This is a genomic window from Streptomyces sp. NPDC053432, from assembly GCF_055585365.1.
On sequence record NZ_JBVJKF010000025.1, the window covers coordinates 1 to 18,893 of the forward strand.

At 70.1% G+C, this 18,893-nt stretch carries 22 protein-coding genes; 12 read left to right on the plus strand and 10 right to left on the minus strand.

Annotated elements, in window-relative coordinates; all coding sequences use genetic code 11:
* On the minus strand, positions 1-450 hold a 450-nt coding region (locus tag ACZ6Y1_RS31280), incomplete at its 3' end, for a helix-turn-helix domain-containing protein (protein WP_469637582.1).
* A 103-nt stretch (positions 451-553) separates the two neighbouring features.
* Positions 554-784: a hypothetical protein gene (locus ACZ6Y1_RS31285; protein WP_469637585.1), complete on the minus strand. Its 231-nt coding sequence runs from the start codon at positions 782-784 to the stop codon at positions 554-556.
* Positions 785-1,474: 690 nt separating this feature from the next.
* On the opposite strand from ACZ6Y1_RS31285, the gene ACZ6Y1_RS31290 reads away from it, so the two are divergent.
* A complete protein-coding gene (locus ACZ6Y1_RS31290) occupies positions 1,475-1,849 on the plus strand; it encodes a hypothetical protein (RefSeq protein ID WP_469637588.1) in 375 nt (124 codons plus the stop codon).
* Positions 1,850-2,490: 641 nt separating this feature from the next.
* On the opposite strand, the gene ACZ6Y1_RS31295 is transcribed toward ACZ6Y1_RS31290, so the two are convergent.
* Positions 2,491-2,652, minus strand: a complete 162-nt coding sequence (locus ACZ6Y1_RS31295; protein ID WP_469637591.1) for a DUF5670 family protein — start codon at positions 2,650-2,652, stop codon at positions 2,491-2,493.
* A gap of 216 nt (positions 2,653-2,868) precedes the next feature.
* On the opposite strand from ACZ6Y1_RS31295, the gene ACZ6Y1_RS31300 reads away from it, so the two are divergent.
* From ACZ6Y1_RS31300 to ACZ6Y1_RS31330, 7 genes are all read left to right on the plus strand, one after another.
* Positions 2,869-3,042, plus strand: coding sequence for a CsbD family protein (locus ACZ6Y1_RS31300; RefSeq protein ID WP_469637596.1), 174 nt, complete (start codon positions 2,869-2,871; stop codon positions 3,040-3,042).
* A 681-nt stretch (positions 3,043-3,723) separates the two neighbouring features.
* Entirely contained in the window at positions 3,724-4,563 is an 840-nt protein-coding gene (locus tag ACZ6Y1_RS31305; RefSeq protein WP_469637599.1) for a MarR family transcriptional regulator, read from the plus strand.
* A 96-nt stretch (positions 4,564-4,659) separates the two neighbouring features.
* The gene (locus tag ACZ6Y1_RS31310; RefSeq protein ID WP_469637602.1) at positions 4,660-5,103 is read left to right on the plus strand and encodes a roadblock/LC7 domain-containing protein; all 444 of its coding nucleotides are present in this window, start codon (positions 4,660-4,662) and stop codon (positions 5,101-5,103) included.
* A 32-nt stretch (positions 5,104-5,135) separates the two neighbouring features.
* Positions 5,136-5,540: a hypothetical protein gene (locus ACZ6Y1_RS31315; RefSeq protein WP_469637607.1), complete on the plus strand. Its 405-nt coding sequence runs from the start codon at positions 5,136-5,138 to the stop codon at positions 5,538-5,540.
* Between the two features lie 223 nt (positions 5,541-5,763).
* A complete protein-coding gene (locus tag ACZ6Y1_RS31320; RefSeq protein WP_469637610.1) occupies positions 5,764-6,069 on the plus strand; it encodes a hypothetical protein in 306 nt (101 codons plus the stop codon).
* Positions 6,070-6,375: 306 nt separating this feature from the next.
* Positions 6,376-7,566 (plus strand): ATP-binding protein, encoded by a 1,191-nt coding sequence (locus ACZ6Y1_RS31325; protein ID WP_469637613.1) that lies wholly within the window; start codon positions 6,376-6,378, stop codon positions 7,564-7,566.
* Between the two features lie 137 nt (positions 7,567-7,703).
* Positions 7,704-8,339, plus strand: a complete 636-nt coding sequence (locus ACZ6Y1_RS31330; RefSeq protein WP_469637616.1) for a VOC family protein — start codon at positions 7,704-7,706, stop codon at positions 8,337-8,339.
* Between the two features lie 170 nt (positions 8,340-8,509).
* On the opposite strand, the gene ACZ6Y1_RS31335 is transcribed toward ACZ6Y1_RS31330, so the two are convergent.
* Positions 8,510-8,755, minus strand: coding sequence for a hypothetical protein (locus tag ACZ6Y1_RS31335; protein WP_469637619.1), 246 nt, complete (start codon positions 8,753-8,755; stop codon positions 8,510-8,512).
* Between the two features lie 269 nt (positions 8,756-9,024).
* Here ACZ6Y1_RS31335 and ACZ6Y1_RS31340 point away from each other — a divergent pair, with 269 nt between their 5' ends.
* The gene (locus ACZ6Y1_RS31340) at positions 9,025-10,185 is read left to right on the plus strand and encodes a serine hydrolase domain-containing protein (protein ID WP_469637621.1); all 1,161 of its coding nucleotides are present in this window, start codon (positions 9,025-9,027) and stop codon (positions 10,183-10,185) included.
* Positions 10,186-10,262: 77 nt separating this feature from the next.
* Entirely contained in the window at positions 10,263-11,303 is a 1,041-nt protein-coding gene (locus ACZ6Y1_RS31345) for a vWA domain-containing protein (RefSeq protein WP_469637623.1), read from the plus strand.
* Between the two features lie 4 nt (positions 11,304-11,307).
* Here the strand turns inward: ACZ6Y1_RS31345 and ACZ6Y1_RS31350 are convergent, their stop codons facing one another.
* The gene (locus tag ACZ6Y1_RS31350; RefSeq protein ID WP_469637626.1) at positions 11,308-12,714 is read right to left on the minus strand and encodes an FAD-dependent oxidoreductase; all 1,407 of its coding nucleotides are present in this window, start codon (positions 12,712-12,714) and stop codon (positions 11,308-11,310) included.
* Positions 12,715-12,786: 72 nt separating this feature from the next.
* On the opposite strand from ACZ6Y1_RS31350, the gene ACZ6Y1_RS31355 reads away from it, so the two are divergent.
* The gene (locus tag ACZ6Y1_RS31355) at positions 12,787-13,437 is read left to right on the plus strand and encodes a TetR/AcrR family transcriptional regulator C-terminal domain-containing protein (RefSeq protein WP_469637629.1); all 651 of its coding nucleotides are present in this window, start codon (positions 12,787-12,789) and stop codon (positions 13,435-13,437) included.
* A gap of 3 nt (positions 13,438-13,440) precedes the next feature.
* On the opposite strand, the gene ACZ6Y1_RS31360 is transcribed toward ACZ6Y1_RS31355, so the two are convergent.
* Positions 13,441-14,196 (minus strand): TetR/AcrR family transcriptional regulator, encoded by a 756-nt coding sequence (locus ACZ6Y1_RS31360; RefSeq protein WP_469637634.1) that lies wholly within the window; start codon positions 14,194-14,196, stop codon positions 13,441-13,443.
* 150 nt (positions 14,197-14,346) lie between these two features.
* On the opposite strand from ACZ6Y1_RS31360, the gene ACZ6Y1_RS31365 reads away from it, so the two are divergent.
* Entirely contained in the window at positions 14,347-15,864 is a 1,518-nt protein-coding gene (locus ACZ6Y1_RS31365) for an MFS transporter (protein WP_469637637.1), read from the plus strand.
* An 87-nt stretch (positions 15,865-15,951) separates the two neighbouring features.
* On the opposite strand, the gene ACZ6Y1_RS31370 is transcribed toward ACZ6Y1_RS31365, so the two are convergent.
* The 4 genes from ACZ6Y1_RS31370 to ACZ6Y1_RS31385 form a co-directional block, all read right to left on the minus strand.
* A complete protein-coding gene (locus tag ACZ6Y1_RS31370; protein ID WP_469637640.1) occupies positions 15,952-16,875 on the minus strand; it encodes an ABC transporter permease in 924 nt (307 codons plus the stop codon).
* Complete coding sequence (locus ACZ6Y1_RS31375) at positions 16,872-17,759, minus strand: ABC transporter ATP-binding protein (protein WP_469637644.1); 888 nt, start codon at positions 17,757-17,759, stop codon at positions 16,872-16,874. Before ACZ6Y1_RS31375 ends, ACZ6Y1_RS31370 begins: the two co-directional genes overlap by 4 nt.
* On the minus strand, positions 17,756-18,151 hold the full coding sequence (locus ACZ6Y1_RS31380; protein ID WP_469637647.1) for a GntR family transcriptional regulator: 396 nt from the start codon (positions 18,149-18,151) through the stop codon (positions 17,756-17,758). Before ACZ6Y1_RS31380 ends, ACZ6Y1_RS31375 begins: the two co-directional genes overlap by 4 nt.
* A gap of 150 nt (positions 18,152-18,301) precedes the next feature.
* On the minus strand, positions 18,302-18,814 hold the full coding sequence (locus tag ACZ6Y1_RS31385; RefSeq protein ID WP_469637650.1) for a hypothetical protein: 513 nt from the start codon (positions 18,812-18,814) through the stop codon (positions 18,302-18,304).
* Between the last annotated feature and the right edge of the window lie 79 nt (positions 18,815-18,893).

An 18,893-nucleotide genomic window follows, 5' to 3' on the forward strand; every position in this document is an offset into this window, starting at 1 on the left:
CAGGTCGTGCGTGCGGCCGGGCAGGGCGGGTGAGATCCACAGCAGGTTGCCCGCGGGATCGGCCATGACCTGCACGTTCACACCGTGACGGCGGTACTTCTGGGAGAAGTCCGCCCGGCTGTCGCCGACACGGTCGCACTCGGCGAGCGTCCCGTCGAGCAGGACGTAATCCGGATCGACCTCGCGCAGGACCCGCAGGAGGCCCGGCGCCCGGCCGGACAGGTGCTGGACGACGGCCTGGACGTAAGCGTGGGCGGTGCCGACGGATATGCCGAAGCCGGCGGCGATCTGCGCGAGCGTGTCGTGCCGGCGAAGGTAGACCAGGCCCACGAGGGCACGCTGGTGGGGCGGCAGCTTGCAGCGGCGGTCACCCTCGCGGGTGACGATGAGCAAGGATACCCACTCGACCAGAGCATGAGGCAGGTCGAGTGCGGCAGGATCGGGAACCAACAGGGCTCCTGTGCCGATGGGTTGAGACTTCGAACACCTCCCTCAACGGCGCGGGAGCCTTGTGCGTTGCGGTCCTCATCCTGACTCGGCCTGGCCCACTCAATCAGTGGGCACTCTGAAAGGGCTCAATGAGCAATGCGTCCATGGGCCTGCTGCGATGCGGACGCAAGACCTCCAGCCAGGTCACTCCGCCGTCCAGGAGACGGCCCATGTATCCGAAGCCGTTCCACCCCAGATCGACGAAACAACGCTCGGCCTGCTGCTCCCGGCCAAACAGGCGCTGGCCGTGCAGCGTCACCTCCGCCAGATCCACGCCGCGCTGCTCCAACGCCACCAGGGCGCACGTCGCTGCCCAGCGACCGGCCCGCAGCTCGGGTGCGGCCCCTCAGGGCCCGCCGCGGATCAGTTCAACCCCGCCCAACTCCTCGGCCTCGTCAACCCCGAGCCGGAGTTCATACGACCCGCCGAAGCCACCCCCACCCGGCGGACACGAACGACGCAACAACGGCACCAACACAGCGACAAGACGCTCATGACGCGGATCACCCGCCAACGACGGCATCCACCGAGCGTAGCCAGACACGACACGCCCCCACCCAGCATTCCGCCGCACCCACCCACAGGGGGCGACAGAACCCCACACACCAAACGACAACAGCCTTCACCGGCAAAACGACACCCCAGTACCGCCCCGCCCCAACCCAGCACCAGTGAAAACCGATGACGCACACCCAGTGCACATCACACGACGCCCATCAATCGGTGAAGCTGCGAAGTCCCCGGTGAACCCCGAGGGGGCGGCAGGGTTCATCTGCTCGTGCTCTCGTCCATCAACAGTGCCGTACGCAGGCTGATCGCGGTGTTCGGCCCGTGGCGCACCCGCATGCAGCTGTGGCCCCAACGCCCTGTCGAAGGAACTTAGTTGAACCATTTATACGAGCGAGTACCCTGATCATGAAAAGTTCGGAGATCAACAAGTTCTCCGGATGCACGATGCCATCGACCGAACGGGGGACATTCTCGTATGTCCAAGAACATCGCCACACGCGCCGCCGCGGCCGCCGGCAGCCTCGCCCTGGCCGCGACCGGAGTCCTCGCCGGCGCGGGTACGGCCTCCGCCGGCTCCAGCGGGCAGCAGATCGTCTACACGGACCACGCGACGCCCGGCTACCGGCACTCGATCGAGCTCTACGGATACAACCACAAGGGTGAGGAGAGCCTCGGCTGCTTCAACATCAACTCGGGGGGCACCACCTACATCTCCGGCTGGTGGTGGCGGGGCGACCTCACGGTCAAGGCGTACAACAGCTACAACTGCCAGAACAGCTACAGCTGGGGAACCCACGTCTCCGTCCCCTACTCCCAGAGCGGCGACTGGACCTACGTCACCGGCTACTAGGCCAGTGCGGCCTGACCACGGGGGACGCGGGTCGCACGTGATCCGCGGGTAGGGCAGCGCGAGATCGCACCGCGTGCGGCCCTTGCCACGATCGCATCACCCGTCCCCGCTCGTCGATGAGCGCCGCTACGAGAAACCGCGCCCGCCCTTCGTCCTCGGCCCGCAGACAAAGGGCGGGCGTCTGACGTTGGGAGCTCGTCTCCAACTGAGATCTCTCGGTTTCGTGTCAGTGCACCACCTGCACGAATACCGCCCCGTGCCAGTGGAGTCGCCCCGATCTCTCACACCCATGACAGTGAGCCACACCCCGGAAACCGGCGCGGCCCCCGCGCCAATGCGCGGGTGGGCGCCTGCCGGGAATGGACCGTCTTGCCGTCGGCACGGACGAGGCTGCGCTGTCAGGAACTTGTCCAGGCCGGTCTCTTGGGTCCCTGCCGGCCCGGGGACGGCAGGACCGGGACGGCCGCCGATCTTTGGAGGTGAGCAGGTTCCCTGCTGCGTCACGACGGCCGGCCCGGCTGACGCGCACCTACCCCCTGCGACAGTCCTCACCCCCACGCCCAGCATCGCGCACGGCGGTGGGCCGCTTCCCGCTTCCGGGGAGCGGCCCACCGTGGCGCGGCGCCGGGCGCTGCCGGCCGCTACCAGCGGTACCAGCGGCCGCTGCTGTTCTTGGGCCGGGCCACGAACCCGATGAGCCACAGCACCAGCAGCGCGATCGCGATCCACCAAAGGATCTTCACCGCGAACCCGGCGCCGAAGAGGATCAGGATGAGCAGCAGAACGAGAAGCAGGGGAACCATAGTTATCAACCTCCGAAGCCTCGGCTGCCCCCCTCCGCGACGGTCATGCACCTGACTTTTACCCGGTTCCTACGCGCGCAGCCGGGTAGGAGCGGCAGCCGCCGCGGAGTGCGGGATGCGGTTCGCCCGGCCGATGGCAACAAGAGGGGTTTACGGCCGCTGATCGGGAGCAGGCGAGCGGTCACGACCAATCCGGTACTGCACGAGGAGGTCCCGATGTCGGGCAAGGAGAAGTCCAAGGCACACGCCGAGCAGGCCAAGGGCAAGGCCAAGGAGATGCTGGGCCGGGCCGTCGGCAATGAGCGGATGACCGCCGAAGGCCAAACGGAGCAGGCCAAGGGCAACGCCCGCCAGGTCAAGGAAGACATCAAGGACACCTTCCGCCACTGATACGGGCAGACCCTGGCGCGCTGCCCCATTCGGGCCCCGACCCTCTCCCCCGGGTCGGGGCCCGGTCGCGTGCCTGTAGGGCCATGTCAGCCCAGGTGCAATCCGTGCTCGCGCACGACGCGCAGCCGCGACTGGGCAGGACTACCCCGCCCCCACGCACCGTTTCCGGCCTCGCCGACGGTGTAGCGGTGGAGGCCGGTCACTGGTGCCGCCGCGCCGACCGTTCCGCGCAGTGGGCCGGTCGCCTGCTCGCGGCGGTGCGCGGAGTCCTGGCGGACGGTGCGGGCGGATATGGAACGTCTGAGCCGCGTGGGTCGGCTGGGACTGTGAGCGCGAGGACGGCGCGGTGCTCGCTGCGGCCGTGGCTCCCGGCTGCGTTCCCGTGCACGGCCTGGGGCGTCGGCCCAGGGCGGGGCGTTGAGCTGGGCGAACAGTTTCGGCTGTTTCTGTTGCGCCGTCAGCACTGGTAGCGCCGTAGCGACCTTCCCGGCCCCGGCCAATTCAGACACATTCGAAACCAAGAGGATTTGAACAGATCGCAACGGTTCAATTGCCACCAATAAACGGGCGTCAAGCCGCCTGCCAACTGTTAACCCTTTAGGCTGACCATCTCATCCCGGGGTGACGGATCAGGGTTTTCAGTCACGGGGATCCATGGAAAGTGCGGCCGATTGCAGGGGAATGTCAGAAATTGATGGACCGGCCTTCAGGAAACCGTCGCAGGTGATGGGGCTGGAACTCGCCAGGGCTTTGACCGAGGCACCGCTGGACCGGATTTCCGGGACGCTGCTGGTGGCCGGGGATCCCGGCGGATCCTTCCATCTCATCGGCGGCGCAATCGTCGAGGTGGTCTCTCCGGGTGCGCCCACGGCGGAGACCCTGCTCCTGCGATCCGGCCGTATCCGTGAGGCGGACTGGGCCTCCGCAACGACGTCCAGTACCGCAGGACGTCCCATCGGAGCCGAGCTCGTCGCCCGGAAACTGGTCGGCGCCGCGGAATTACAGCTGATATGCGTGGCGGCCGCGCTGGATGGAGCCCTCGCCGTCGGAATGGGCAGGATCGACGGTTTCAACCTGGAACGGGACGCATACGGCTGTCGACTGGCCGCGCCCGAGGCCATCGAACCCGACTGGCTGGTACGTGAGGCGGAACGGCGGATCCGGGCCCTCGCCTCGCGCCGGCACCCCTTCTCGCCCTTCCGCACCCGGCTGGGCCGGACCGAGGCCGGTACCGCGGCCCTGGACAACGCAGCAGCCGGTGAGCGTCGGGAAATCCTGCTCCGGCTCAACGGGCGGCGCAGCGCCCGGGACATCGCGTTCCTCCTCGGCCGGAGCCTGTACGCCGTCACGGTGGAGGTGTCCCGGCTGCTGGTGGAAGGGCTGGTCGAAGCGGTAGTACCCGCCCGGCCCAAGGACCACCTCTTCGGACCCGCCACCACTGCGGGCGGCCTGCCGCGCCGGCTGCCAGGGGCGAGCGGCGTCAACGACATCCTGCCGCTCAGGCCGGCGGCCGGTCACTAGGGCCTCCCGCGGGGCGGCGCGCAGGACGTGCCGGCGACGGACCCCTTCGAGCGCCGTCGGCGGCACGCGCACATGAACGAACACGACAGGAGAGCAGTGACAACCAGGAAAGCCCAGCTGGCAGCAGAGGTGAGGACGCTGAGGAACCAGGTCGTCGGTGTCACCGACGTCGTGGTGGCCTCGGTCGACGGCCTGCTGATCACCGCGGAGACCGACGACACCGCGGAACCCGAGAGCCTGGCCGCCCTCACCGCCGCGACCCTCAACATCGCCCGCCGGGCAGGCTCCATGACCAGCAGAGGCATGCTCCACCACACGGTGTCCCGGTTCACCGACGGCTACCTCGTCACCCACGCCCTCGGCGAGATGGCGCTGATCGGGGTGCTCGGTGACGCGGGCATGGACATCACCCGCCTGCACACCGAGGCGCAGGCCTCCGCGCAGCGCATCACCACCCTGCTCACCGAGCCCGCCGCGGACGCGGACGCTCCGCGACACGGAGCAGCGGGACAGACCGACGGCACCGAAGAAGGAGCATGATGAGCGGGTCGGAACCGCGAGGGCCTCAGACCATGGCGGGGCGGGTCGCGAGCATCGTCAAGGCCCTGCGCACCGACGTACCGGACTGTGTGGCCGCGGGAGTCATCGACATGTCCACGGGCATGCTGCTGTCGGTGGAGACGGTCGACTCGCATCCGCCGGAGGTGCTCGACATGCTGGCGGCGGCCACCCTCGACCTGTTCCAGGGCCGCAACGTGCTGATGATCGAAGGCATCTTCAAGGAGCGCCGCGGGGTCGTCAGCGACCGCCACTACTTCCAGGAGATCCTCGTCAACAGCGACAACCTCACGCACCTCTTCCTCAGGGTGGAGAGCGACGACGAGGTCGTGGCCGTCGTGGTCTGCCGCAAGACGGTGAACGTGGGCATGCTCTTCGCCCAGGCCCGCCGCGTCCTGAAAGACCAGGGACAACTCTGACCGGCGCGGCGCCGCGCCCGTGAGGCATGTCCGTACAGGGCCTGCCGATGCCCGTCGGCCGTCGGTCGACGGGCATCGGGAGGCCCGCTTCTCCTGCCAGGCCCTGGTCGGTGGCGGGCGGTACACCACCAGCACGAAGCACTCCGGGCAGCGAGCTGGAGGAGCGGCGCAAGGAGCTGCTGGACGCGCCGGAGGCCGGGATGGTGTGGGAGCCCGGCGAGGCATGGCGGATCTCGTCGACGCCGACGGCGTCCTGCCCCACATCGCGCCGGGCGTCGTCTTCGACGGCGACGACATCGGCAGGTGGCACCAGCAGCAGAAGCAGCCGGCCATCGGGGCGCGGCTGCGGGAAGGCGCCCACCGGCCAGGCCCAGGGACCCGCGGCGAGGAGGTCACGGTCGACGGCGAGGCAGAGCCGGTGACCGTGAAGCTCGGCGTATGGGTCACCAACACCGGAACCCGCCGCCACAGACTCACCGCCGACCGACTCGCCGCCCTGCGACAACTGGGCATCGGCTGGGCGCAGTAGCAAGGTCGCGCCTCCGCCGGAAAAGTTCGTGGGAAAGGCACCTCAGGGCCGTCCGGGAATGCCGTTTCCTCGCCTCCGACGGGTCCTTCACGCTGCTCCGGTTCCCTGTTGCGACCCTCCAGAACGGTGGCCTCGGCGAAGCCGTCCACGCGACTGCCTGAGAACTCACCAGATAGGTCCTGACCTGCGCATATGCCTCCAGATACCTAGGATGGGCCTGCACGGGCGACGTCGTGGAGGCAGCTGCGGCCGCTTCGGTGACACCCGCTCACGGACATGCCCAGGACGGCCCAAGGAGGATGCTTCATGACGGAGACCGTCAACCCCAGCCAGCCCTCGAACGTGCAGGAGTACACCGCAGACCACATCGAGGTGCTCGAAGGTCACGCGGCGATACGCAAGCGTCCCGGCATGTACATCGGCTCGGTCGGCGAACGCGGCCTGCACCAGATGGTGTACGAGGTCGTCTCGTACGCGGTCGACGAGCACCTGGCCGGCCATGCCGACGCCATCGACGTCACGATCACCGCGGAGGGCGGCATCCGGGTCTCGGACAACGGGCGGGGCCTGCCCGTCGAGACGGATGAGCTCGCCGGCAAGTCGGCCATCGAACGCGAACTGACGGAGCTGTCCTTCGGCTCCAACGCCCCCACCGGCTACTGGGTCTCCGGCGGACTCAGCGGCCTGGGCCTGTGCGTGGTGAACGCGCTGTCGAGCCGTCTCACGGTCGAGGCCCACCGGGACGGCCACCGCTGGACCCAGGAATACGAGAAGGGCACCCCGATCACCCCCTTGACGAGGAACGAGGAGACGGACCGGCACGGCACGACGATCGCGTTCCTGCCCGACGCCGACATCTTCGAGGCCACCGACTACTCGTTCGCCACACTTTCCGAACGCTTGCAGGAACTGGCCTTCCTCAACGGGGGCCTGGCCATCTCACTCACCGACGAACGGCCGGAACGGCCGGTCCGCTACCACCACACGGACGGCCTTCGTGCTTACGTCGCCCATCTCAACCCCTACCCCCCGAGTCTCGTTCACTCCCCCGCCATCGCCTTCGAGGCCGAGAACGAGGAGCAGACAATCTCCGTACAGGTCGCCATGCAGTGGAACACCTGGTCCCCCGGGGAGCTTCGCTCTTTCGCCAACAGCACCCGCACCCACGAGGGCGGCGCCCACGAAGAGGGCTTCCGTACCGGCCTCACGGGCCTCGTCAACGACTACGCGCGCCGGCTGGGCCAGCTGTCCACAGACGACGAGAGCATCACAGCCGAAGCCGCACAAGACGGACTGACCGCGGTTCTCTCCGTCAAACTCGCCCGGCCCGTCTTCGAGGGCTCCACCAGGACCAGACTCGGCAACCCCGAAGCGAAGACCTACGTCCACGAGGTCGTCAGCAGACACCTCAGCGTCTGGCTGGACCACCACCCAGACGACACCGCATCCATCATCCGTCACATCCTCAACAGCCGCACCCGACACGGAAGGCGGTGACAAAGGCCTCCCGCATGGTCCGTGTCTGGCTTCCCTGCAGAACACGCCGGCCGTCTCGTGGTGGTCAGCGTTCGAGCCGCTGCGTTGATCGGGCGTGGCGTCGGGGTTTGGGTGGGGCGTGGGGTGATGATGGTGCGGTGCGACTTGATCACGTGTCCTATGCGGTGGCCCGCGACAGCTTCGTCTCGACCGTCCAGTGGATCGGATCGGCCCTCGGCGCCGGGTTCGTCGACGGTGGTGTGCACCCGCGGTTCGGCACCCGCAATTTCATTCTGCCGCTGAGCGGCGGCACCTACGTCGAGGTCGTCACCACCCTCGACCACCCCGCCGCCGACCGCGCGCCCTTCGGCCAGGCGGTCGCGCGGCGCGCCGCCGAGGGTGGCGGCTGGCTCGGTTGGGTGGTCTCCGTCGACGACATCGGTCCGGTCGAGGCCCGCCTCGGCCGGACCGCGGCCGAGGGTCACCGGGTCCGCCCTGACGGGTTCGACCTGAGGTGGAAGCAGATCGGCCTGCTGGAACTGATGGAGGACCCGCAGCTGCCCTACTTCCTCCAGTGGCTGGTCCCCGTCGAGGAGCGCCCGAGCGCCGACCCGCGTACCTCCACCACCATCCACGGGGTCTCCATCGCCGGCGACGCCGCCTCCATCGCCGAATTCCTCGGCGAACCGGCCGACCACCCCCTCGACCAGATCGACGTCACCTGGGTCGAGGATGAGGAACCGGGGCTGGTCTCCGTCGAGTTCGCCACCGCCAATGGCGTGGTCACGATCTGACTTCTGGCTGGGCCGGCGTCGGCCATCCTGGCGGCGTGCCTCGCGGTCCCATCTGCGCCGGATCCGCGTCGGCGCAGCCGCTGACGAGCATTGCGTATCGCCGCATCGGACGGCCGGGATCGGGGCGGTCGACGTGTGGGGTCGACCGCCCCTTCAGCTCGTGCCGGGCGTCAGCTGGCGCCCAGGTGGGCGGCGTCGGCCCACTCCTTCTCGCCCTCGGCGGCACAGTTCGAGGTGTAGACCGGGCCGACGACCGCCGGGACCGCCGCGGCCGAGGCGCAGGTGCGGGCGTACTGCGAGTGGCCGCCCGAGAAGCTGCCGATCTCGACGCCGTCGTCGGCCAGGGCCGCGCCCGCGCCGCCCAGCAGGATGCCGGCGGCCAGGACGGAGGACGTGAGAGCAGAGCGAATACGCATGATTCTCCTATAACTCGATCACACGCCGGGAAAGTGCGTGTGCGTGTGCCCCGTTCAACATCACGTCCCGGCAACGGGGAACGCCACTTCACTCCAATGGCAGGACGGAACCCCTCTTCGGGGAAAGGTCATACGAACGGGGCCGCCCCCGGCGGGAGTACGTGGTGTGCGCCGACCGGCCCCGCGTGCGCGCGTCGCGGGCGCGGGCGGCGTGCACGGCTGCTAGGCAGGGCCTCTTCGGCCGCCCCGCTGCTCCCCTGGAGACGTCTGTGCCCTCCCGCGCCCGCGTTCTGTCCGCCGTCACCCTTGCCGCCGCCGCGGTCGGGGCGTTGTTGCAGCCCGCGCACGCGGCCGGCGGGAGCCCTGAGCGCGAGGGGCACCTCCAGCGGCAGCTCGAACGGCTCGTCGCCCAGGGGGACGGCCCGCCGGGGGTGATCGCCGTACTGACCCGGGGTGGGAGGACGGAGGTGTACACGGCCGGGGTCGGGGACGTCGCGACGGGCCGTCGGCCGGACATCGACGATCACATGCGCATCGCCAGCATCGCGAAGGCGTTCAGCGGGGCCGTGGCGCTGCGGCTCGTCGACGAGGGGGTGCTCTCGCTCGACGACACCATCGGCGACGTGCTGCCGGCGCAGCCCGCCGCCTGGCATGCGGTGACCCTGCGTCAGCTGCTGCAGCACACCAGCGGGTTGCCCGACTATTCGGCGGATCCGGATTTCCTGAGGATCCTCCAGGCCGATCCGCGCCATGTGTTCGATCCGCGGACGCTGCTGGACTTCGTCGCCGGGGAGCCGCTGCTCTTCCGTCCGGGTGCGCTGTACGAGTACTCCAACTCCGACAACATCGCCGTCGCGCTGATGGCCGAGGCGGTGACCGGGCGGCGGTACGAGGAGTTGCTGCGGGAGCTGGTGTACCGGCCCGTCGGGCTGCGGCGGACCAGTCTGCCGCTGGGGTACCGGCTGCCGCGTCCGTTCCTGCACGGCTACGACGTCGTCCCGCCGGCCGCGCCCGAGGACATCAGCGAGGCGCTGGGGGCCTCGGGGGTCTGGGCCTCGGGCGGCATCGTGTCCACTCCCCGGGAACTGGGGGCCTTCATCCGCGCGTACGGCGGTCCTGCCCTGCTGTCGGAGAAGACCCGTGAGGAGCAGCTCGCTTTCCGGCCCGGCGACTCCTCCGAGCCGGAAGGTCCCGGGACGAACGCCGCCGGGCTCGCGATCTTCCAGTACACGACCCGCTGCGGTGTGCTCCACGGGCACAGCGGCAACTTCCCCGGCTACACGCAGCTCGCCGCCACGACCCCCGACGGCACGCGGTCGCTGACGTTCTCCGTCAACACCCAGACCAGCAAGGGCGTGAAGCCCGCGCTGCTCGCCCGGCTCCGGACGGTCCAGGAGGACTTCGCCTGCGCGCTGCTCAAGGAGCATTGAGTCCGGAACCGATTGTCAGTGGGGGGTGCGAGGATCTGAGTATCGATTCGGAGAAGTCCGGAAGAGGGGGAGCCGTCATGTCCGGAAACCAGAACTACATCAATCACGTCGCCCTTGTGCTGGATGCCAGTTCTTCGATGTCGCACCTGAGCGGCAAGGTCATCGAGGTCGCGGACCAGCAGATCGCCTATCTGGCCCGCCGGTCGCAGGAATTGGACCAGGAAACCCGGGTCACGGTGTACGTGTTCGCGCAGGACGTGGAATGCGTCATCTACGACAAGGACGTGCTGCGGATGCCGTCCCTGAAGGAGCTCTACCGGGTCGGCGGAATGACGGCTCTGCTGGCGGCCACCTTGAAGTCGCAGCGGGAGCTGGCGCAGACGGCGCAGCTGTACGGTGACCACAGCTTCCTGACGTTCGTGCTGACCGACGGGCAGGAGAACGCCAGTCATCGCAGCCCGGAGGCCTTCAGCAGGAACCCGCGGCAGCTGGTGCAGGCCGTGGCCAAGATGTTCGAGACGCAGGAGGACAACTGGACCCTGGCGGTGCTCGTGCCGGACCAGATGGGCAAGCGCGAGGCCATGCAGTGCGGTTTCCCGAAGGACAACATCGCCATCTGGGACGCCACGAGCACACAGGGTCTGGAAGAGGCCGGGCAGGTCATCCGGCAGGCCACCGAGAAATTCATGGTGGGCCGGAGCCAGGGAATCCGGGGATCGCGGGCGGTTTTCTCCACCGGCGCGGACGCGGTCAACAAGGACACCATCGAGGCGGCCGGTCTCACCGCCGTGAAGCCGTCGGAATACCAGCTGATTCCGGTGGCCCGGGATGCGTCCATACGTGAATGGGTCATCGAATGCGGTCACACGTATCGCACCGGCTGTGCGTTCTATCAGCTGAGCAAGTCGGAGAAGATCCAGGCGCGGAAGCAGATCGCGGTCCTGGAGAAGAAGACGGACCGGGTGTACACGGGGCCGGAGGCCCGTGCCCTGCTCGGGCTGCCGGACGCGGAGGCCCGCGTCAAGCCGGACCACAACGACGACTTCACGATCTTCGTGCAGAGCACCAGTGTGAACAGGAAGCTGGTGCCGAACACGCGGCTGCTGCTGATGATCTGAGGCGTCAGACGCCGGTGCGGGCGAGGTACGGGGTGAGGTCGGCCGGGGAGTCGCCGGCCCAGCCGATGTAGCCGTCGGGGCGGACGAGGAAGAGGCCGTCGCCGTAGGGCTCGCAGGAGGGCAGGCGGACGGTGCGGAGCGGGGGGAGGTCGGCCGAGGCGGTGGGGCCGATGGCCAGGAGGGTCCAGTGAGGGCCGCGGAACTCGTCGAAGAGGCGGGTGGCGGGGGTGCCGTCCGGGGCCCGGTCGCCTGCGCGCAGGGCGCTCGCGGGGAGGTCCGTGCGGGTTTCCACGGCCAGTGAGGAGCCCCGGTAGTTGAGGTCCAGCTGCTGGGTGGCCGCGCCGCGGCGGGCTTCGCCGCGGTGGATGCGGGTGGAGAGGCCCAGCATGTCGGCGGCAACGGGCAGGCGCTCCTCCTCGTAGGTGTCGAGGAGGGACTCGGGTGCCCGGCCGTGGAGTACGGCGCCCAGCTTCCAGCCGAGGTTGTAGGCGTCCTGGACGCTGGTGTTGAGCCCTTGGCCGCCGGCGGGCGAGTGGACGTGCGCCGCGTCCCCGGCGAGGAAGACGCGCCCCTCACGGAAGCGGTCGGCCAGGGCCGCGCGGGGGCGGAAGTCCGAGGCCCAGCTCATGGCGGTCACGTCGTCGGGTGAGAGGTGGGAGCGGGCTGCCACCACCTCGCGGACCTTGGCGAGGGAGGGGGTGACGGTGGTGCCCGGGGGGAACTGGGCCACCAGCTGGAAGTCCTCCGTCCCGGCGAGGGGGCAGATCGCGAGGAAGCCGGTGTCGCCGGCGGGCGGGAAGATGTGCCAGTTGTCGCGGTCGAGGTGGTCGATGCGGACGTCGGCGACGAGCATCGGGCTCGGGTCCACGGTCTCGCCGGTCATGGCGATGCCGAGGACGCGGCGGACCGTGGAGCGGCCGCCGTCGGCTGCGACGGCGTAGCGGGCGCGGACCGGCGGGCCCGAGGTGAAGCCGGCGGTCACGCCGTCCGCGTCCTGGTCCAGGGTCACCAGTTCGCGGCCGAAGGCGATGTCGCCGCCCAGTTCCGCGAGGCGGGCGGCGAGGATCTCCTGGGTGCGCCACTGGGGCACCATCCAGGGCTCGCGGTGGGGGGAGTCCGCGCTGCCCTGGTCGGACTCGTCGAACATCCGGTGTTCGCCCAGGCGCCGGCCGTCCTGCCAGATCATGCCGACCGGGTAGGAGCTGCCGGCCGCCCGGATCGCCTCGCCCACGCCGAGGTCGTCGAAGACCTCCTGGGTGCGGGGCTGGATGCCCTTGCCGCGGGAGCCGGGGAAGAGGCCGTCGGCCCGCTCCACCACGAGGGCGCGCACCCCGCGGCGGGCCAGGTCCACGGCGAGGGTGAGGCCGGTGGGGCCCGCGCCGACGATCAGTACGTCTCGTTCGATGATCATGTCCCGTTCTCCTTAACGCTGTTAAGTTGCCGCCTCCGGGAGGATCCCCTTAACGGTGTTAAGCTGTCAAGCGTGACGGCGCGCAGATCCCCCAGGCTCGACAAGAAGCAAGTCGTGGACACGGCGCTGCGGCTGCTCAACGAGGTGGGCCTCGAGGGCCTGACGCTGCGGGCGATCGCGAAGGACCTGCAGGTGCAGGCACCGGCCCTGTACTGGCATTTCCAGGGCAAGCAGGAGCTGCTGGACGAGATGGCCACCGAGATGTACCGCAGGATGGCCGCGGGCTCGGAGCTCCCTGCGGGCGCCACCTGGCAGGAACGGATCGCGGCCGGCAACCGCGGTCTGCGCGCGGCGCTGCTCGGCTACCGCGACGGCGCGAAGGTCTTCAGCGGCACCCGCTTCACCGGCACCGAGCACGCCGTCCGGATGGAGGAGGACCTCAGGGCGCTCACCGAGGCGGGCTTCACGCTGCCGCAGGCGGTGCGGGCCACGACGACCGCGTACTTCTTCACCCTCGGGTTCGTCACCGAGGAGCAGGGCGTCGAGCCCCTCCCCGGTGACCGCAGGGAGGGGTACGACGTGGAGGAGCGGGCCGCGCGGATGGACGGGTTCCCGCTCGCCGCGGCCGCCGGGGCCGACCTCTTCCAGAACTACGACGAGGGGTTCGAGGAGGGCCTGGCGCTCGTCATCGCGGGCATCGGGGCCCGCTACCGGATGGCGTGAGCCCTACTCCGCGGGCGGGGTGGCGGCCGGGAGGCGCAGGGCCAGGCCGTCGAGCACGACCTGGAGGCCGTAGGCGAACTTGGCGTCGCGCATGGCGGCCGGGTCGGTGACGGACACCTCGGTGGCGGCAGCGGCGTAGGAGTCGGTGAGGTGCTCGTGCCCCTCGGCCGCCTGCTGGGCGGCCGGCATCAGACGGGAGATGAAGCCGGCCTCCGTCTCGCCGGAGCGGGCCACCGTGGTCAGCCAGGCCGCTTCGGTGGTGCTCATGCCGATCACGTACGCGAGCAGGGTCTCGATCGCCCGCGGGGGTTCGGGGAAGCCCGCCTCGACGAACAGGGCCGCGAGCCGGCTGGAGTACGACATCAGGTTGGGGCCGAGGTAGGCCAGGCCGGCCTGGCCCAGCACCGAGGACAGCCACGGGTGGCGCAGGGCGGTCGCGCGGAAGGCCTCGGCGGCCTCGGCGGCCGAGGTGCGCCAGTCCGCGGAGCCGGGGGGCGGCACGGCCGTCTCCCCGAAGACCTCGTCCACGGCGAGCTCCATCAGCTCGTCCTTCGTGGCGACGTGGCGGTACAGGGAGGTGGCTCCGGCGTTCAGCCGGGCGGCCAGCTTTCGCATGCTCAGGGCCTCGATGCCCTCGGCGTCCAGCCTCGCGATCGCCTCCCGGACGATCGCGTCCCGGGACAGCGCGGGCTGGTCCGCCTCGCGCGGGCGGCGGGTCCAGACGGAGGGAAGGGGCTGCGGCTTCGTCTCGGCGGCCATCGGCTCTCTCCTTTTGCGTACGGCGTGCGCATTGAGCGTACAGGTTTCAAGGGTTGCGAACAGTGTGCGCAGGCGCGTACGGTGTTCGCAACGCCGGAACAGTGTGCGCATCACGCGGAACAGTGTGCGCACGAGGAGGGGGAAAGACCGATGACAGACGCAGGGGCCCCGGCCCGCAGTCCGCACCGCTGGTGGATCCTGATCGTGCTGTGCCTCAGCACGCTGGTCCTGGTGGTCGACAGCATGGCGTTGACCGTCGCCGTGCCGGCCATGACGGAGTCGATCGGCGCGAGCCCCCAGCAGATCCAGTGGATCCTCGACTCCTACGTACTGGTCTTCGCCGGTCTGCTGCTGACCTCGGGAAGCCTCGGTGACCGGTTCGGCCGCCGGAAGGTGATGGTCATCGGTCTGCTGCTCTTCGGGGCGGCGTCCCTGGCCGCGGTGTACTGCACCACCCCGGGCGAGGTCATAGCCGTCCGCACGGCCATGGGCATCGGCGGCGCGCTGATCATGCCGTCGACCCTGTCGATCCTGATCACGGTCTTCGACGAGGAGGAGCGCCCGAAGGCGATGGCCGCCTGGGGCTCGGTGTCGATGCTCGGCCTGGTCGGCAGCCCGGTTCTCGGCGGGGTGCTGATCGACCGCTTCTCCTGGCACTCGATCTTCTTCATCAACGTGCCCGTCGTCGTCCTGGCCGTGGCGGCCGGTCTGCTGCTGATGCCAGAGTCCAAGGCCCCCTGGCAGAAGCCCGACCCGCTGGGCGCCGTCCTGTCCGCCGTCGGCATGACCTCCCTGGTCTGGTGGATCATCGAGATCCCGCAGCACGGCGCCTTCCAGGGCCGCGGTCTGGTCACCCTCGCCGTCGCCGTCGTCTCGCTGGCCGGCTTCGTGGTCCGGGAGAACACCACCTCCTCGCCGATGGTGCCGCTGGCCCTCTTCAAGCACCGCGACTTCACGGGCGGTTCGGTCGCGCTGGCCCTGGTCCAGATCGGCAACGGGGGGCTGCTACTGGTCCTCACGCAGTACCTCCAGTCGGTGCTGGGGTACTCGCCGGTCAAGGCCGGTCTGGCCTTCACGCCGTTGGCGGTGGCCGCGCTGATCGGCAACGGGGCCGGTGCGAAGCTCGCCGCGAAGGTCGGCCACCGGTGGCTGATCCTGGCGGGGATGCTCCTGATGGCAGCTTCCTTCGGCCTGCTGACCACCGTCGGCGCGGACAGCGGTTTCACCGTCCCGGCGGTCTCGCTCGGCCTGCTCGGCCTCGGCGCCGGTATGGCCATGCCGGCGGCGGTGGGCGCCCTGATGGGGACGATCCCGGCGGACAAGGCGGGCGTCGGCTCCGCGCTGAACGACACCATCCAGCAGGCCGGTACGGCGCTCGGTATCGCGATCCTGGGCTCGCTGCTGACCAGCACCTTCTCCGCGGAGATGCCGGCCGGCGCCCCCGAGCAGGCCAAGCAGTCGATCGGCGGCGCGCTGGCCGTGGCCGGGGGCGACGCGGGGCTGGTCCAGGCCGCGAAGGAGGCCTTCACCGCCTCGATGTCCACGACGCTTACCGTCAGCGCGATCGGTGTCCTGGCCGCCGCTGTGCTGGCCCTGGTGGTCATGCGGGGCGGGAAGGAGACGGCCCCGGCGTCCGCTCCCGAGGAGAAGGTCGTGACGGCCGCCTGATCCGCCCGAGGACTGTTCACGGCGCGGGGCCGGCACCCCCTGGGGGGTGCCGGCCCCGGCCGTTGCGCGGGGTGCCGGCGGCTTCCGTCAGCCGCGGCGGGCCCGGACGATCCGGAACGCGGCGTAGAGGGCCGCGGCGGCCAGGGCCAGGACGACGGAGGTCTCGATGAGCTGCGTCGGCCAGTAGTGCGAGGCCGGGTGGAACTCCGCGTACCGGGCGGTGACGTTCATGTCCGACAGGCAGTCGTCAAGGCTCAGCCCGCCTGCGAAGCAGGCGTCGGAGGACACGCGTTCGCCCGAGGCGGTGAGGTATCCCGAGTCCATCAGCAGGGCGGAGTACGGCGTCAGCTGGGTGCGGCCCCCGGGGTAGGGCACGGTGCCGGTCTCCGTGGGGAGGAAGGACCACCTCAGAGCGCCCAGGGCCAGCAGGATCAGGCCCGTGAGGAAGCCGGTGACCGCCATGGCGACGACCGTACGCCGGACCAGCTGGCCGACGAGGACCCCGAGGGCGACGCCGAGCAGGCAGTATCCGACGAGGACGGGGCCGGTGACCTCGTACGTCACGCGGTCGGCCCAGTGGAACCGGTAGGTCATGGACACCCGGACCCAGCCGAGGCGGTAGACGCCGGCCAGGGCGGCCGAGCCGAGCGCCACCACCGTCGCGGCCACGAGCACCTTCGCGCCGAGCCAGGCCTTCGGAGTGGTGGACTGGGTGAGGGCGAGCCGCCAGGTGCCACTCTCCAGTTCCCGGGCGGTCATCGGGCCGGCGACGAACGCCCCGACCAGCAGCGGCAGGAACAGCAGCCCCAGGCCCGCGTACTCCATGAACAGGCGCAGGGCGCTGTACGCGTGGTGCGAGTACAGGACGCCGTCCTGCGGGTCGGTGGCCCACGTCCGCAGGGCGAGCACGGCGGCAAGGCCGGCCACCACCAGGGCGGGGACCGTCCACAGGGCGCGCCGGTGCTGACGGACCGTGACCCAGTACGGGCCCCTCAGGGTGAGCGCGCTCATGCCCGCACCCCCTCGACGGCCGGGGAGCCCTCGGCGGTGAAGGGCGGGGCGTCGGGGGAGCGGAGATGGGCGAGCAGGAGTTCCTCCAGGGACGGGTGCGCGGTCTGCCAGGTCCCGCTGTCGACGGGGCCCCGCGGCCGCACGAGTGCGGTGAGCTGGCGGCCGGTCGTACGGGACTCGACGACGGTGTGCGCGGCGAGTTGGGCGGAGGCGGTGACGGGGCCGGTGAGCAGCCGGTGGGCCGCACCGATGTCGTCGACGGGGCCGGAGAGGCGGATGCGGCCGCCGTCGGCGAGGAGGAGGTGGTCGCAGGCGCCGTCGAGCTCGGTGAGGATGTGCGAGGACATCACCACCGAGGTGCCGTGGTCGGCGGCGTCGGCCATCAGGGTGCCCATGAGCTGGTGCCGGGCGAGCGGGTCGAGGTCGGCCATCGGCTCGTCGAGGAGGAGCAGGCCGGGGCGCTTGCCGAGGGCGAGGGCCAGGGCGACGCGGGTGCGCTGGCCGCCGGAGAGCGCGCGGACCCTGCTCTGCGGGTCGAGCGCCCCGGCGTCGACGATGCGCTGAGCCGTCGCGGCGTCCCAGCGGCCGGGGTTGAGCTCATGGCCCATCCGCAGGGTCTCAGCCACGGTGAGCTGCGGGTAGAGGGGCTTGTCCTGCCCCACGTAGCCCAGCTCCTCGCGGGGCACGGTGCGCAGGGTGCCCTCGGTGGGGGCCACGAGTCCGGCCGCGAGCATCAGCAGGGTCGATTTCCCGGCGCCGTTCGGGCCGACCAGGGCGCACACCCGGCCTTCGGGCAGCCGGAACGAGCAGTCGCGCAGCGCCCAGCTCCCCCGGCGGCCGTAGCGCAGGCCGAGGCCTTCCGCCTCGATCACGGTTCGCGTCATGCGTCACCGTCCCCCTTGAAGTGTCGTTCCAGTACGGATGTGAAGAGCGCGGCCACGTCGTCCCGTTCCAGGCCGGCGTCACGGGCACGTCGCGCCCAGTCGGCGAGTTCGCCGTACAGCGGGGAGTCGGCCGGGGCGGTGCCGCTGCCCAGGGATTTGCGGATGAAGGTGCCCAGGCCCCTTTTCGCCTCGACGAGCCCTTCGCGTTCGAGCTCGCGGTAGGCCTTGAGGACGGTGTTGGGGTTGATGGCGGTGGCTTCCACGACCTCGCGTGCGGTCGGCAGTTTGTCGCCGGGCTCCAGCAGGCCCAGGCGCAGGGCCTGTTTGGTCTGCTGGACGATCTGCAGGTACGTGGCGATGCCGCTGCGCCGGTCGATCCGGTATTCCAGCACGGACCAGCACCACCCTTTCACTAGGTAAGTAGTGAAAGGGTGGTGCAGAGGTGGGCCGTCTGTCAACCGGCCACGGCCCGCAGGCCGGTCCGGGACGCGAACGGGCCCCCACGTTCGCGTGGGGGCCCGTTGGTGCGATCCGCGCCGCTGTCAGCTGCGGGACGCGGTGGAGACGACGCACTCCTTGTACTCGCTGCCGTCGCCCTTGCCGGTGTACGGCGCCGTGGCTTCGGCCTGCTGGGACGCGCCCGCCTTGACCTTGAGGTTGGTGACCTGGGCCTGGGCGGGGGTCACGGTGGAGCCCGTGCTGCCGCGGAACTTCATGGTGATGTTGTAGGTGTAGTCCAGCGAACCGCTGTTGGTGACGGTGAGCTTGGCGACCAGGTTCTTGCCGGTGGCGTCCAGCTTGCAGGCGTCGATGCGGATGTCGCGCTCGGCCTTGTTGGCGCTGCTGGAACCGCCGGGGACGGAGGTGCCGCCGGAGGTGGTGCTGCTGCTGCTGTTGCTGTCGTGGCTGCCGCCGCTGGAACCGCCGCTGGAGCTGTGGCTGGAGCTGGAGCTGTGGCCGCCACCGCAGCTGCCGCCGTGGGAGCCGCGGGCTCCCGTGAGGGCGACGATGGCGATGCCGAATACGGCGATTGCGCGGACATGGCGAAGCTTCACGTTCGGACCCCGTTGGTGTGTCAGTGACTGAAAAGGCCCGCCTTGACGGGCGCATGCCACCCTAACAGCGTGTACCGAC

Coding starts and splice junctions, on each gene's coding strand:
- ACZ6Y1_RS31290 (WP_469637588.1), top strand. CDS start 1,475: ATGTCCAAGAACATCGCCACACGCGCCGCCGCGGCCGCCGGCAGCCTC.
- ACZ6Y1_RS31295 (WP_469637591.1), bottom strand. CDS start 2,652: ATGGTTCCCCTGCTTCTCGTTCTGCTGCTCATCCTGATCCTCTTCGGC.
- ACZ6Y1_RS31300 (WP_469637596.1), top strand. CDS start 2,869: ATGTCGGGCAAGGAGAAGTCCAAGGCACACGCCGAGCAGGCCAAGGGC.
- ACZ6Y1_RS31305 (WP_469637599.1), top strand. CDS start 3,724: ATGTCAGAAATTGATGGACCGGCCTTCAGGAAACCGTCGCAGGTGATG.
- ACZ6Y1_RS31315 (WP_469637607.1), top strand. CDS start 5,136: ATGGCGGGGCGGGTCGCGAGCATCGTCAAGGCCCTGCGCACCGACGTA.
- ACZ6Y1_RS31320 (WP_469637610.1), top strand. CDS start 5,764: ATGGCGGATCTCGTCGACGCCGACGGCGTCCTGCCCCACATCGCGCCG.
- ACZ6Y1_RS31325 (WP_469637613.1), top strand. CDS start 6,376: ATGACGGAGACCGTCAACCCCAGCCAGCCCTCGAACGTGCAGGAGTAC.
- ACZ6Y1_RS31335 (WP_469637619.1), bottom strand. CDS start 8,755: ATGCGTATTCGCTCTGCTCTCACGTCCTCCGTCCTGGCCGCCGGCATC.
- ACZ6Y1_RS31345 (WP_469637623.1), top strand. CDS start 10,263: ATGTCCGGAAACCAGAACTACATCAATCACGTCGCCCTTGTGCTGGAT.
- ACZ6Y1_RS31350 (WP_469637626.1), bottom strand. CDS start 12,714: ATGATCATCGAACGAGACGTACTGATCGTCGGCGCGGGCCCCACCGGC.
- ACZ6Y1_RS31360 (WP_469637634.1), bottom strand. CDS start 14,196: ATGGCCGCCGAGACGAAGCCGCAGCCCCTTCCCTCCGTCTGGACCCGC.
- ACZ6Y1_RS31365 (WP_469637637.1), top strand. CDS start 14,347: ATGACAGACGCAGGGGCCCCGGCCCGCAGTCCGCACCGCTGGTGGATC.
- ACZ6Y1_RS31370 (WP_469637640.1), bottom strand. CDS start 16,875: ATGAGCGCGCTCACCCTGAGGGGCCCGTACTGGGTCACGGTCCGTCAG.
- ACZ6Y1_RS31375 (WP_469637644.1), bottom strand. CDS start 17,759: ATGACGCGAACCGTGATCGAGGCGGAAGGCCTCGGCCTGCGCTACGGC.